10 protein-coding genes and 2 pseudogenes are annotated in these 11,963 nt (G+C 62.5%); 3 read left to right on the top strand and 9 right to left on the bottom strand.

Going from position 1 to position 11,963, the window contains the following annotated elements:
- Positions 1 to 45: 45 nt before the first annotated feature.
- On the top strand, positions 46 to 240 hold the full coding sequence (locus AB8998_RS04130) for a hypothetical protein (RefSeq protein WP_369741826.1): 195 nt from the start codon (positions 46 to 48) through the stop codon (positions 238 to 240).
- On the opposite strand, the gene istB is transcribed toward AB8998_RS04130, so the two are convergent.
- Positions 237 to 1,046 carry an IS21-like element helper ATPase IstB gene (gene istB, locus AB8998_RS04125; RefSeq protein WP_007172566.1) on the bottom strand — a complete coding sequence of 270 codons (810 nt, stop codon included), beginning with the start codon at positions 1,044 to 1,046 and terminating at the stop codon, positions 237 to 239. The genes AB8998_RS04130 and istB overlap by 4 nt on opposite strands.
- Positions 1,043 to 2,551, bottom strand: a complete 1,509-nt coding sequence (gene istA, locus AB8998_RS04120; protein ID WP_079669096.1) for an IS21 family transposase — start codon at positions 2,549 to 2,551, stop codon at positions 1,043 to 1,045. Before istA ends, istB begins: the two co-directional genes overlap by 4 nt.
- Positions 2,552 to 2,572: 21 nt before the next feature.
- On the opposite strand from istA, the pseudogene AB8998_RS04115 reads away from it, so the two are divergent.
- A pseudogene (locus tag AB8998_RS04115) lies at positions 2,573 to 3,505 on the top strand (transposase); the annotation flags it as partial.
- Positions 3,480 to 3,908 carry a transposase gene (locus tag AB8998_RS04110; RefSeq protein WP_250644919.1) on the top strand — a complete coding sequence of 143 codons (429 nt, stop codon included), beginning with the start codon at positions 3,480 to 3,482 and terminating at the stop codon, positions 3,906 to 3,908. The pseudogene AB8998_RS04115 and the gene AB8998_RS04110, both read left to right, overlap by 26 nt.
- A 37-nt stretch (positions 3,909 to 3,945) precedes the next feature.
- On the opposite strand, the pseudogene AB8998_RS04105 reads toward AB8998_RS04110, so the two are convergent.
- The 7 genes and pseudogenes from AB8998_RS04105 to AB8998_RS04075 all read right to left on the bottom strand — a co-directional run.
- Positions 3,946 to 4,964: pseudogene (locus AB8998_RS04105) on the bottom strand (flavin-containing monooxygenase); the annotation flags it as partial.
- A 337-nt stretch (positions 4,965 to 5,301) separates the two neighbouring features.
- Positions 5,302 to 6,360 (bottom strand): LLM class flavin-dependent oxidoreductase, encoded by a 1,059-nt coding sequence (locus AB8998_RS04100; protein ID WP_007172230.1) that lies wholly within the window; start codon positions 6,358 to 6,360, stop codon positions 5,302 to 5,304.
- Between the two features lie 121 nt (positions 6,361 to 6,481).
- Complete coding sequence (locus tag AB8998_RS04095) at positions 6,482 to 6,673, bottom strand: ferredoxin (RefSeq protein WP_007172229.1); 192 nt, start codon at positions 6,671 to 6,673, stop codon at positions 6,482 to 6,484.
- 11 nt (positions 6,674 to 6,684) lie between these two features.
- On the bottom strand, positions 6,685 to 7,983 hold the full coding sequence (locus tag AB8998_RS04090; protein ID WP_007172228.1) for a cytochrome P450: 1,299 nt from the start codon (positions 7,981 to 7,983) through the stop codon (positions 6,685 to 6,687).
- A gap of 56 nt (positions 7,984 to 8,039) precedes the next feature.
- Positions 8,040 to 8,651, bottom strand: coding sequence for a TetR/AcrR family transcriptional regulator (locus AB8998_RS04085; protein ID WP_046184315.1), 612 nt, complete (start codon positions 8,649 to 8,651; stop codon positions 8,040 to 8,042).
- A gap of 447 nt (positions 8,652 to 9,098) precedes the next feature.
- Positions 9,099 to 10,556: a flavin-containing monooxygenase gene (locus AB8998_RS04080; protein WP_007172226.1), complete on the bottom strand. Its 1,458-nt coding sequence runs from the start codon at positions 10,554 to 10,556 to the stop codon at positions 9,099 to 9,101.
- A gap of 338 nt (positions 10,557 to 10,894) precedes the next feature.
- Positions 10,895 to 11,953, bottom strand: coding sequence for a BtrH N-terminal domain-containing protein (locus AB8998_RS04075; protein ID WP_007172225.1), 1,059 nt, complete (start codon positions 11,951 to 11,953; stop codon positions 10,895 to 10,897).
- Positions 11,954 to 11,963 lie beyond the last annotated feature (10 nt).

Genomic DNA, 11,963 nt, shown 5'->3' with positions numbered 1-11,963 from the left:
CTGATCAAGGACCGGCGTTGGCGCGCTGGTTGGGAAGGTACGCCCATGCTCACGGTAGTTCACGACGTCGACGAGTCCAACGACAACACCGGTTCGGGTCGCTCGTTACTCGATGAGGTCGTCCGCGATGGCGCCCGGCAAATGCTTGCGGCGGCGCTGGAGGCCGAAGTTGTCAATGGCCAAGTAGAAGTACCCGCTGGTGGCCGGATAAAAGTACCCACCCCGTGCAGTGATTCTTAGATTGGTTGGGGGTTCTCCTTCCGGTGTTGGGCGTCCTTCATTCGGTAGGACTGGCCGTCGGTGATGACGACGGTGGCGTGATGCAGGAGCCGGTCCAAGATGCTGACGGCGGTGGTCTGCTCGGGCAGGAATCGACCCCACTCTTGGAAGGGCCAGTGCGAGCCGATGGCCAGGGAGCGGCGTTCGTAGGCGCCGGCGACGAGGCGGAACAGCAGCTGGGTGCCGGTGTCGTCGAGTGGGGCGAAGCCCAGTTCGTCGAGGATGATCAGATCGACACGGAGCAGGGATTCGATGATCTTGCCGACGGTGTTGTCGGCCAAGCCGCGGTAGAGGGTTTCGACGAGGTCGGCGGCGGTGAAGTACCGGACCTTGTGCCCAGCATGAATCGCAGCGACCCCCAGTCCGATCAGGGTGTGGGACTTGCCGGTCCCAGCCGGTCCGATGATCGCCAGATTCTGTTGTGTGCGAACCCATTCCAGGCTCGACAGGTAGTCGAACACCTTGGGCTGAATCGACGATGCGGCCACGTCGAAGGACTCCAAGGTCTTGGTGACCGGGAACCCGGCAGCCTTGAGCCGGTTGACGACGTTGGAGGCATCCCGTGCCGCCAGTTCGGTCTCGACGAGGGTCCGTAGCACTTCTTCGGGGGTCCAGCGCTGGGTCTTGGCGGTGATTAGGACTTCGGGGGCGGTGCGCCGGATCGCGGCGAGCTTGAGCCGCCGCAGCCCGGCGTCGAGATCAGCGGCGAATTGCGGAGTGGACAGTGGTGCAACGGGTTTGGTTGCCTTGGCTGGCGTGCCGTTCATGACGTGGCACCACCGTCTGCGGCCGGGTTGACCGTGTAGGCAGCCAGGGATCGGGTCGGGGCGACTGGGAGGTCCAGGATCAACGCATCCCCGGCGGGGCGGGGCTGCGGCGTTCCGGCGCCGGCGGCCAGGATGGACCGCACGTCGATCGCGCGGAACCTCCGGAACGCGACCGCCCGGCGAAGCGCGCCGACCAAGGCGTCGGTGCCGTGGGCGGCGCCCAACGCCAGTAGGACTTCCAGTTCGGAGCCCAGCCGAGTGTTGCCGATCGCGGCGGCCCCGACCAGGAATGCTTGAGCATCCTCGCCGAGTGTGCAGAACTGTTGCTCAGCATGAGTTTTGGGTCGTGGTCCGCGGCTAGGTTCCGGGCGGGGACCGTCGTAGTGATCGTCGAGGACTGATGCGCTGCCTGGGGCACCCAGTTCGTGCTCAGCCACGATCACCCCAGTCGCGGGCTCCACGATGCACAGCGCGCCGTGATCGACGACGACGGCCACGCTGGTCCCGATCAGTCGGGTGGGCACCGAGTAGCGGGCCGAGGCATACCGGACACACGACAGCCGGTCGACCTTGCGGATCACCGACGGTGCCCCGATTCGAAGTTGCAGCGACGGCAACGGTTGCAGGAGTTCCCGTTCGATCAGCAGTTGCTCATCGGGGACCGCACAGATCTCCGAATGCACCGCGGCATTGACCTCCAGACACCACGCCCTGGCCGCAACGTTGGCAGCACGCAGATCAACCGGCACCCCGGCGATGGCGGCGTCGGTGAGCAGCGGGACGGCGAGGTCGCGTTGGGCGTAGCCGCACAAGTTCTCCACGATGCCCTTCGATTTAGGGTCGGATGCATGGCAGAAGTCCGGCGCGAAACCGTAATGACCTGCCAGCCGGACGTATTCGGCGGTAGGGATCACCACGTTGGCGACCACGCCGCCCTTCAGACAGGCCATCCGGTCGGCCAGCACCCGGGCCGGGACACCACCTATCCCGGCCATCGCTTCGGCGATCAACGCCAACGTCGTGGACGCCTTCTGGTCGGTGGCGAACGCGACGAAGCGCCACCGGGAGAACGCCAGCACTGCGCAGAACAGGAACAACCCGGGTGCGGCTTGGGCCCAGTCGATCACCAGATACTCACCCGGTGACCACACCGCCGGGCGACGTCCCCGGTGATGTTCGTTGCGCCACAACACCTTCGCCTCAGCAACGAGGCGACGGAAGTTGCGTGCCGACCCGTCGTAACCGGCGGCCTTCGCGATCGGCAACATCCGCTTCGCCGACATCCGACCCGCCGACTTCTCGACACGCTCGGCGACCAGATCGGCCACCGCATCGTAATTGTGGGCCCGCTCGACCCGCGGCGGTGCGCTCTCACCGGCTTCGAATTTCTCGACGACTTTCTTGACGGTCCTATGGGTGGTGCCGCACAGCTGCGCGGCGCCGCGGTATGACCCGACTTGTTGATAAGCAGAAATGATGTCCATGCGGTCCCTCGCAGACTTCAATGGAACTCCCCGGTGGTGACGATGAGTGGTTGGCACCTTCACCGTCACCACCGGGGCCCGCAGTTCCTGATCGACACGACGAACACGGGGTGGGTACTTTTATCCGGCCACCAGCGGATACCTCCACTTGGCCACCAGTGGGTACTTTTTCATGGCCACGGACAGAAGTCGGCCTATATCGCGCAGTTCACCGATCAGGTTGACGAGAATGGGCATCGCCTAGTGGTGCGCAACGGCTACCACGAGGAGCGGACCGTGTTGACGGCCGCTGGGGCGGTGCCGGTCAAGGCCCCGCGGGTCAACGACAAGCGCATCGACGCTGACACCGGTGAGCGGTGCCGGTTTTCCTCCCCGATTTTGCCGGCGTGGGCGCGCAAGTCGCCGCAGATGACCGAGGTGTTGCCGCTGCTGTGCCTGCACGGGCTGTCCAGCGGGGATTTCGGCCCGGCGCCGGAGCATTTCCTCGGCACGGGCGCGGCGCTCTCGGCGACCGAGATTACTCGGCTGACCGCGCAGCGGCAGGACGAGGCCAAAGCCTTCGGCAAGCGTGACTTATCCAGCACCGATTACCTGTATTTGTGGGTGGATGGCATCCACCTCAAGGTGCGCCTTGAGGTGGAGAAACTCTGTTTGCTGGTAATGATCGGGGTCCGTGCTGATGGCCGCATGGAGCTCGTCGGGCTGGCTGACGGCTTCCGGGGATCGACTGAGTTCTGGGCTGATTTGCTGCGCGATTGCCGCCGCCGCGCCATGACCGCAGCGGTGCTCGCGGTCGGCGACGGCGCCCTGGGCTTCTGCAAGGCGTGCGGGAGGTGTTCCCGGATATTCGAGAGTAGCGCTGCTGGTGGCATAAGCAGGCCAATATTCTTGCCGCACTGCCGAAATCGGTGCACCCAGGGTGCAGTCGCGGCGATGAAGGAGATCTACAATGCCGAGGATATCGACAAAGCCCAGCTCGCGATCAAAGCGTTCGAGATCGACTACGGCGCCAAATACCCCAAAGCGGTCGCCCAAGATCGTCGACGACGCCGAGGTGTTTTTGGAGTTCTACCGGTATCCCGCCGAGCATTGGATCCACCTTCGCACCACAAATCCGATCGAAAGTACCTTTGCGACAGTACGTTTGAGGACCAAAGTCACCAAAGGGCCGGGCTCCCGCGCGGCCTGGCTGGCGATGGCCTACAAGCTAATCGAGGCCGCCCAGGCCCGCTGGCGCGCGGTCAACGCACCACACTTGGTCGCCCTCGTCCGTGCCAGCGCCGTCTTCCACAAGGGCAAGCCGCTCGAACGGCCTATCGACATCACACCCGAACCGTCGGCAGCTGAGCCTCAAACCGTCGGATCGCAGGTCGCCTGAAACTCACCGATCCACAGGTCTTGACGATATCTCACTCACGGATGTCGAAGAGGTAATTGGTGTTTTACCTGCCATGGCCCTCGAGATCCCGCCTTCGGTAGCTGGTCCATCGCGCGCTGGAAGTAGCCTGGTGCGAAATCGGCGAAGGGTTCTTCTTCGACATCTTCCCTGGATGAGCGGCTACGACGGTGTCGTAGCCGCGCGCGTCCATGCAATTGAGCAGGCGACAAACGTATTCCGATACCAGGTCGGCCCTCAAGGTCCACGATGCATTGATATAGCCCATGGTGAACGCCATGGTGGGCACATCGGACAGCAACATCGACTTATAGGTCATCGACTTGCTGACGTCGACATCCTGGCCGTTACGACCAAGCTTGGCGCCCCCAAAAGCCACAAGTTCAATCCTGTTGCGGTAGAAGATGATATCGGCCGCCAACTCGTGACCCGTTCTGGTGAAGCGGTCGATGTTGGCGAACGTTGCAGCATCGTTATGTGCCCGGCGCCGCTGTCGATAACGACGACGTTCTTTACCGGCATAATCAAGGTCTCTGGGCCGGTGCTGAGGTTGCAATATGGGCCCACCGAAGTTCTCCTCGCCGGGAAAGTTTGGTCGGTAACCCGCGTCGTAGTTGTAATAGCCGCTACACATGAAGACGAACCGCGCCTCGAGCTCTAATTCCTCAGCCGTTCCGAACCGCCTTGATGGTCCAGCGCCGGCTGGCGTCCGACCAAGCGGCAGACAAGACCTGGGTACCGAAGTGAATGTGCTCATGGATGCCGTTCTCGGTCGCGACCTCACGCAGATAGTTCTTGATTGTCGGCGCGTCGACAGTGAACCTGGCCGAGTGCCAGGGCTTGAAGGAATCCGAACGTGCACATATCTGAGTCCGACCTGATGCCCGGATACTTGACCAGATCCCACGTGCCACCCGGATCACTTCTGCGCTCTAGAACTACGTACCTATTACCGGGGCAGCGATCCTGCGGGTGCCAGGCAGCGCTGATACCGGAAATCCCCGCTCCCACGACCACCACATCGAACAACTCTGACATGTTAATCGAGGTTAGCAACCCGATGACCTTGTCGCCAAACCGCTCGATCGACTCCGCATCTACTCCGTCGGACCGCCTTGATGCGGCGCAGAAGGTCCGCGCCGCAACGCATCTGCGTGCCACAACGTGTTCTGACCACTTCACTTCCTAGTGAAAGAGGACCGGCATCGTCCTAGCCTTCCCCAAGGACCGTTATTGCCAAACGCAAGCTCGGCTGTCACTGGGGGACTGCACCCCACCGAGATAGTCCCAGAGGGAAATGAGTAGTTTCATGCGAACCCGAAGGTCGGCATCGATCGATGCGGCAGCGCACTTTGTGTGCGAGATCGCCGTGTCGCTACCGTGGTCCGGGTCGCGCGTGCAGCTGGGAGGCCGGAGGCATATTGGGCGGGGCGCAATGCTTGATGAGATCATCGACGTTCTGTCCGACCCGCTCAGGCGCGGTACCTACCGACGGTGGGTAGAGCATGATGTGGTCTAGCACGCCCTCGTAGCGGCGTAGCCCGTTGCGAACCTCGTCAGCGGTGCCGGCGACACCCATGACGTCGATCATGTCATCGGTGACGGCGTTGAACATGGCCTGAAAGTCGCTGCGGGTGAAGGCTTCTCGGATGACGGCACCCTGCTTGGCGAATCCGCAGAAGTCGAGCAGCGGTTCGTAGGTCCTGACCGAGGCGTAGAATGCGATCTGCTGCGCTACCTCGCGACGAGCGATCTCGGGGTCGTCGTGGATGGAGCACATCACCATCGACACGATCTCGACGCCGTTAGGGTCGCGCCCGGTGCGTTGTGCGCCCTTGGCCACCGCAGGCCGCACGACTTCCTCCACATACGCGGTGGTGAAGAGTGGATGCCCGGCCAAGCCGTCAGCGACCCGTCCGGCGGCTTCACACATTCGCGGCCGCACGGCGGCGGTGACGATGGGGATATTGCGCGCAGGGGGTTCTACCGGCCCGGTGGGGACGAGATTCATATTGTAGAAACGGCCCTCATGGCGGACGGGTCCTTCGTGCAGGTTCCAGATGCGCCGGATAAGGGGTACGAGTTCCTCGACGCGCAGGGCGGGGGCGCTGGTATCGGTGACAGAGTGCCAATCGCTCATCATCCGTTTGGTGCCGTTGCCGATCCCGAGCACGACCCGACCACCGGACAGTTCGTCGAGGTCGCGTGTTTCGGTCGCCAAGACCAGCGGACTACGTCCGATGCCGTAGAGGATTGACGACCCGATGCGACACCTGTTCGTCGAGGTTGCCATCGCCGCCATCGAGATGGATCCCGACCGGGTGTAGAACTCGGATGCCCAGACGGCGTCGAACCCGGCCTGGTCGGCAGCCGCGGCGGTGGCCTTCATCGCGGCAAGTTCAGGGGCGACGACTGAAAGTCCATAAGTACTCATAAGTGACGGCTCCATCGTGTGGTAGGTGACAGACGGTGTCAGCGGCTAGTTGACCCGAAGGCGAAAGCCCATCGCCGCCGACAGCAAGCAGGTGTGTCAGCGTTGCCTCAGGACCGCGGTCTCAGTCCTCGACGGCGAGAGCGCCTGTGGGGCAGCACGATACTGCTTCTTCGATGAGTGATCTGTGGCATTCCGGTGGCTCGGGGTTCACGATATTGAGTTGGCCATCGTGCCTGACCTCGAAGAAGTCAGGAGCCAGGCCTTCACACATTCCGATTGACGAGCATCGGTTGCGGTCGACTCTGATCTTCATACCACGCCGCCTTACGCGTTCGGGGTGAAGCGGACGGGAAGGTGATTCACGCCGTGGAAGAACGTGCTGACGGTGTAGCTGGGTGGCCCGCAGACTTCAATATCAGGCAGGCGGTGCAGCAGTTCTCTGAAGAGCGCAGCGAGTTGCTGCCTGGCCAGCTGGTTGCCGAGGCAGTGATGGATTCCCCCGCCTCCGAAGCTCACGTGCGGGTTAGGGTCGCGCGACAGATCGAACTTCTCCGGGTTAGTGAACACGGTGGTGTCCCAGTTGGCCGAGCTGTAGAAAAGTATGATCTTGTCACCCTCGGTGATCTGCTGCCCGCCCAGTTCGCAGTCGCGAGCCGCCGTCCGGCGAAATGTCATGATTGGTGTGGCCCACCGGACGAATTCTTCCACGGCCCCTTTGATCCGTCCGTCGAAATCCTCCATGAGCCAAGCTCTTTGGTCTGGGAAGTCCGTCAATGCTTTCATCGCGTGACTGGTGCTTTGGCGCGTGGTGTCGTTCCCGGCGATCGTGAGAAGTATGAAAAACGAGACGATCTCGTCGTCGGTGAGTTGTTCGCCGTCCACTTCAGCTTGAACGAGGTTCGTCATAAGGTCATCTTCGGGCTGCCGGCGACGTGCGGCGATGATTTCGCGGGCGCCATCGCCCAAGAATCCCATCGCTTGGAACAGGCGAGGTATGACCGGGTCTTCGCCCATCACCTCCGGGTCGCTCCACCCACCGGCATACCGTGACTCCCACGCGATGTCGCGGCGCATCGAGTCCGGCACGCCCATCATGTCGAAGATGTTGTGCATCGGCAGCAACGCGGCGCACTGGTCGACGAAGTCAGCCTCGCCTTGCGGGGCAAGGCCATCGACGACCCGTTTCGCGTTGGCCTCGATCTGGTGACTGGTCAGCCGCATTTGCTTCGGTGTGAATGCGGATGCCAGCAATCGTCGAATCTTGGTATGCCGCGGCGGGTCCATAGCGATGAAGCCTTGCGCGGTGTCGAGCAGTTCCTGCGGGATCGACTCCATCACAATGCCTTGACCAGACAGGAAATCGTCGTGTCGCCGGGTCGCCTCGACAAGTAGCGGGTGGGTGACCACGGCCCAGAAGCCTTGGTCGTCCTCGTCGTCGATCATGGTGTGCTCGACGCGCGGGTGCCAGCTGATGGGGGCGCGTCGGCGCAGCTCCGCGTAGGTCTTCTCACGGTCAGCGGCGGTGCCAGCCCAAAAGGCAGTCGAGGACAGGTCGGCAGAATCATACGAACGTGCTGAACGACGCTCCACCGACGACTTCGGAGCGGAAGCGCTGACAGTCATGAGGGTCCTCCCGAGCTAGTGTCTCCACGCCAGTGTTTACACTTTTCTCTATAAAGTCAACATCCAGACAAAAATCTGCGTTGTGTAAACGGCCTCGCGGGATCTGCGCCCAAATAGCGAAGGGCGATCCGCGAGATCCGCTCACCGGTCAGACTTGCATCGGCAGAAGGAAGCACGACATGGCTCACAGTGAGCCTCACCAGCGCATCGGCGACTTCATGCACGTCATCGGCATCCAGACCTGGAAAGTGCTCGTTGAACCAAGTCACGAGGGCTGCCGAGGATAGCTCCAGCAGCGATGCCGAGGTCGGCAGGAGCGGCAACATACCGGTTGTCTCGGAAACCGTTTTGTCTGTAGGCCGATTTGACGTCAACACCGCCTTCAAGAGCGGGCTCGCTTCCGCTTCCTCGAGGGTGTACGACACCGCGGCGGTGATACCCCCGCGGACATCTCCGGCGTGTTGTGCCGAAACTGCGTGAATGCCGTTCAAGAATCGTTCGCCTTCGGACACAACCAGCGCGTCACCCAGTCCCTGCTTATCGGTGAATTCCTTGTAGAGCGTCGGGCGGGACACGCCGACAAGCTTGGCGACTTCACTCATGCGAACCCGATGCCAGCCCTTCTCGATAGTGAGGTCACGCGCAGCCCTGAGAACTTGCTCACGCATGTGCTGGCGAAACGAGAGGCGAACGGACTCTGTGGACATGGTGAGCAGGATATGCGTCTTGCACAAGTGTTCCGTCCGGGCGGTGGAGGACCACACCTGCTTGCTGTCGAAGATGACCAATCGCCGGTCCCTGCATGATTTCGTTGATGCGGTTCTAACGCCGGCTCGGAGCGTTCGATGGCTTAGTCGGCAAACGCCGGCGTGATAACGGTGGGCGTAAGCGTTGCCAGGACAGTGGCCACGCTTGGTCGTCACCACCAAAGACCACGCGAAGTCGTTCCCCATTCCATGGGCGTCGTAGCGTCCTCGCTCCGAATTCTGCCGCCGCCTGATCCGAGACGCTTGCGCTCGCGTTAGGGCCCCAAACCATCTTCACCGATGACGTGCATGGCACCAAGCGCGACAGGATCCGCGCGAAAAGACCTTGATTGGCTTTCGATGCGCGTCTCATCGGAGTTCGAAATCTGCGATCTCAGGTGCACGCAATAGTTCTCGGTGCCGCTCGGGTGTCCACGGAAACAATTCGGGAAGCCCATCTTTGCCTAGGTACCAACTGTTGCAACCGGTAACCCAAATTGTTTGTGGCATCGCTGCTTTCATGCTGTCGTTGTAGCCCTTGGTGGCCAACTTGGTGGGCGCGGCGGCGACGATGCGGCCCTCACGGATCCGGTTAATCCACCACAGCACATAATCAGCCTGGTCCTCGGCGACCGGTATCAGTGACTGGTTGCCGATCGGCGAATGCGGACCCATCAGCATGAACAAGTTTGGGAATCCGGGCACCGCGACCGACCGATACGCCGTGGGGCCATCGGCCCATGCCTCGTCGAGGGTGAGCCCACGCTCCCCGACCACTGTCAGCGGGCGCACGTAGGCCCGGGCGTCAAACCCGGTGGCATAGACCAGCAGGTCGAGTTCGTGCAAGGTACCGTCGGCCGTGATGACGCCGCGAGGCTCGATGTGGTCGATCGTCTCGTTGATCACCTCCACACCCGGTTGTTGGACCGAACGGTAGAAATGTCCCGCCATAATCTGGCGCTTGCACATCGGCTGATCTTTCGGGGTGAGTTTCGCGCGCAACTGCGGGTCGCGCACCGAGAGTCGCAGGTTCCATCGACATAGCGTCTGAACCAAGCGGCGCTGAAATCCCGGACGGATCGGCGCGCGGCCGAAGATGCGCCTGACCACCAATCCCCAGAACCAATAGCCCAGGCCGTTCAACCTCGGCCACCGCGTCAACGCGGCCTGGATCAGCGGTGAGTAGTGCGGATTGGGCATCGGAAAGACCCACTGCGCAGTGCGTTGGAAGACGGTGAGCCGACTGACCTTGCCCCCGAGTTCGGCAATGATCTGTATGCCTGTCGAGCCCGTCCCGATCAGTCCGACCCGCTTGTCCCGCAAGGTGACGGAGTGATCCCATTCCGCGGAGTGGAACACCGGCCCGGCAAAACTCTCCTGGCCGGGAATGTCCGGATAGCGCGGCACCCGGAGCACGCCGGTCGCGGTGACAAGGACGTCGAATGTCTCTTCGCTGTCGTCGGTCGTGATCCGCCACCGCTCGTCGTCGTATCGGGCGGATATGACCTCGGCGCCGAACTTGATGTGCGGGCGGATGGCCCGTTCGTCGGCCACCTGCTGGAAATAGGCCTGGATCTCCGGCCCCGGCGGCAGCAGGTGCGACCAGTTCGGGTTGGGCCGAAACGAGTAGGAGTAATACCGCGATGGGATATCGCAGGTTAGCCCCGGGTAGGTGTTGTCTCGCCATGTGCCGCCGACATCCTCGGCCTGTTCGAAAATGGTGTACGAGTCAATGCCGGCGTCCTGCAGCTTGATCGCCATGCACAGTCCCGACATGCCCGCACCGATGATTGCGACTTTGACTGACCGTTGTTCCGTCATGTTCATCACTCATTCTTGAAGTGCTACTTGTACTCGGCACTGCCGATCACGCCGATACCGGCGCCGCTACGCACTAAGGCATTGATGCGCGCTTCCGCTCGTTGTCGGCACACGACCAGCCGTCCTACCCGCGCACGCCGGTGCGGCGACCCTTGTTCCGTGCACCAAGCGTTCCCTCCTGCTGCCCCAGTTGCGGACCGCTACACGTGTGGAGCCACCAACAGTGTTAACCGTCGTTAGCGTACCCCTCGAAAATGGCTCCGGTGGGTCAAAAGCCGCGCTGCGTGGACGTTCGGCACCCAGATGCCAAGCTGAATGCAGCGGCCGGCCCAAGGCGGAAATTGTTACGTCAGAGCCGCTCCGGCGGCGAAGAGCGATTCCGTGAGCCGCTTTTCGGCGTCAGGCACACGCTCGGCTGCGGCCGCAGTGGCGGCGGCGCGAGCCCGCAGTGGGGTGCCTGGGTTGTAAGCCATCCGGGCTACTTCGGTCCAGGCGGTCGACACCTCCCGAGCAGCCCTCGACGCCTCCAGGGCGGCTTCGGAATGCAGCAAGTTGGCGATGCTTCGACAGCCGTCGGCCTGCAGGGCCCTGAACAACCCCCCTCCCGTCCCCGCCTTCTCAATGAACGCCCACAGCGCAAACAGGGCGCTTTCGAGGTTGTGATCGTCCAGGGCGTCAGGCCACGCCGCCACGTCGACGGCGAAATGCTCGACACCATCGAGTCCATCCTTCTGTGCCTCAGGGTCGCGAGTGACTGTAAGACCCCGGCTGTCGGTGATTGCCGCCATCGCCTGCGCGCTTCGGATAAGGGCGGGACCGGCGATCGCCGCCAAGTCCGGCGCCGTAGTCGGCCAGTCGACGATGTAGGCGGTGTGACGGGTCGGCACGGGAAAGCCGGTCGAAGACCGTGCCCGACGGAGATCCTCGTAGGGGACCAGTTGGACCGAATCTCGGTCGTTGTCAACGACCAAGGCCACGCCTCGGTCGTCGTCGTAGCCGGTGATGACAATGTCGTGGCGGCTCATGCTCAACCGTGCGCGCAGATAGGGCAGATGAGCAATGTCGGCCCAAACCATCACGGGGGTGCGGCGGTCGAGTTGATCGGTCACCCACTTCCACCCGAGGTCGCCGTCATCGGTGGCGCGAATCTCGAACTGTGCACCGACATTAGTGAGGTATTGCTCTTCGAGATCGGGGCCCCTGCCAACGAGGTACACCGGCGGAAATAACTCGTCGGAACGGGCATAGGAAAAATCCAGCGTGCCGCTCAGCGCGAAAACCAGTCCTTCGCGGGGGGCGTGCACACCCCAACGGAGTCCGGCCCACTCGGTCAGATCGCGGAGGGCACCGGACCCGCAGTGGCCGCCGAGCTCGTGTCTGTAAGGCACCTCTACGCGCGCCATGACGATCCCG

Origin of the sequence: Mycobacterium sp. HUMS_12744610 (genome assembly GCF_041206865.1) — a bacterium.
Taxonomy (GTDB): Bacteria; Actinomycetota; Actinomycetes; order Mycobacteriales; family Mycobacteriaceae; genus Mycobacterium; species Mycobacterium servetii.
This window is presented reverse-complemented; position numbering and strand designations above follow the sequence as displayed.

What these genes read in the sequence shown, in the direction of transcription:
- AB8998_RS04130 (WP_369741826.1), top strand. Translation starts at nt 46, where the DNA reads ATGCTCACGGTAGTTCACGACGTCGACGAGTCCAACGACAACACCGGT.
- istB (WP_007172566.1), bottom strand. Translation starts at nt 1,046, where the DNA reads ATGAACGGCACGCCAGCCAAGGCAACCAAACCCGTTGCACCACTGTCC.
- AB8998_RS04110 (WP_250644919.1), top strand. Translation starts at nt 3,480, where the DNA reads ATGCCGAGGATATCGACAAAGCCCAGCTCGCGATCAAAGCGTTCGAGA.
- AB8998_RS04100 (WP_007172230.1), bottom strand. Translation starts at nt 6,360, where the DNA reads ATGAGTACTTATGGACTTTCAGTCGTCGCCCCTGAACTTGCCGCGATG.
- AB8998_RS04095 (WP_007172229.1), bottom strand. Translation starts at nt 6,673, where the DNA reads ATGAAGATCAGAGTCGACCGCAACCGATGCTCGTCAATCGGAATGTGT.
- AB8998_RS04090 (WP_007172228.1), bottom strand. Translation starts at nt 7,983, where the DNA reads ATGACTGTCAGCGCTTCCGCTCCGAAGTCGTCGGTGGAGCGTCGTTCA.
- AB8998_RS04085 (WP_046184315.1), bottom strand. Translation starts at nt 8,651, where the DNA reads ATGCGTGAGCAAGTTCTCAGGGCTGCGCGTGACCTCACTATCGAGAAG.
- AB8998_RS04080 (WP_007172226.1), bottom strand. Translation starts at nt 10,556, where the DNA reads ATGAACATGACGGAACAACGGTCAGTCAAAGTCGCAATCATCGGTGCG.
- AB8998_RS04075 (WP_007172225.1), bottom strand. Translation starts at nt 11,953, where the DNA reads ATGGCGCGCGTAGAGGTGCCTTACAGACACGAGCTCGGCGGCCACTGC.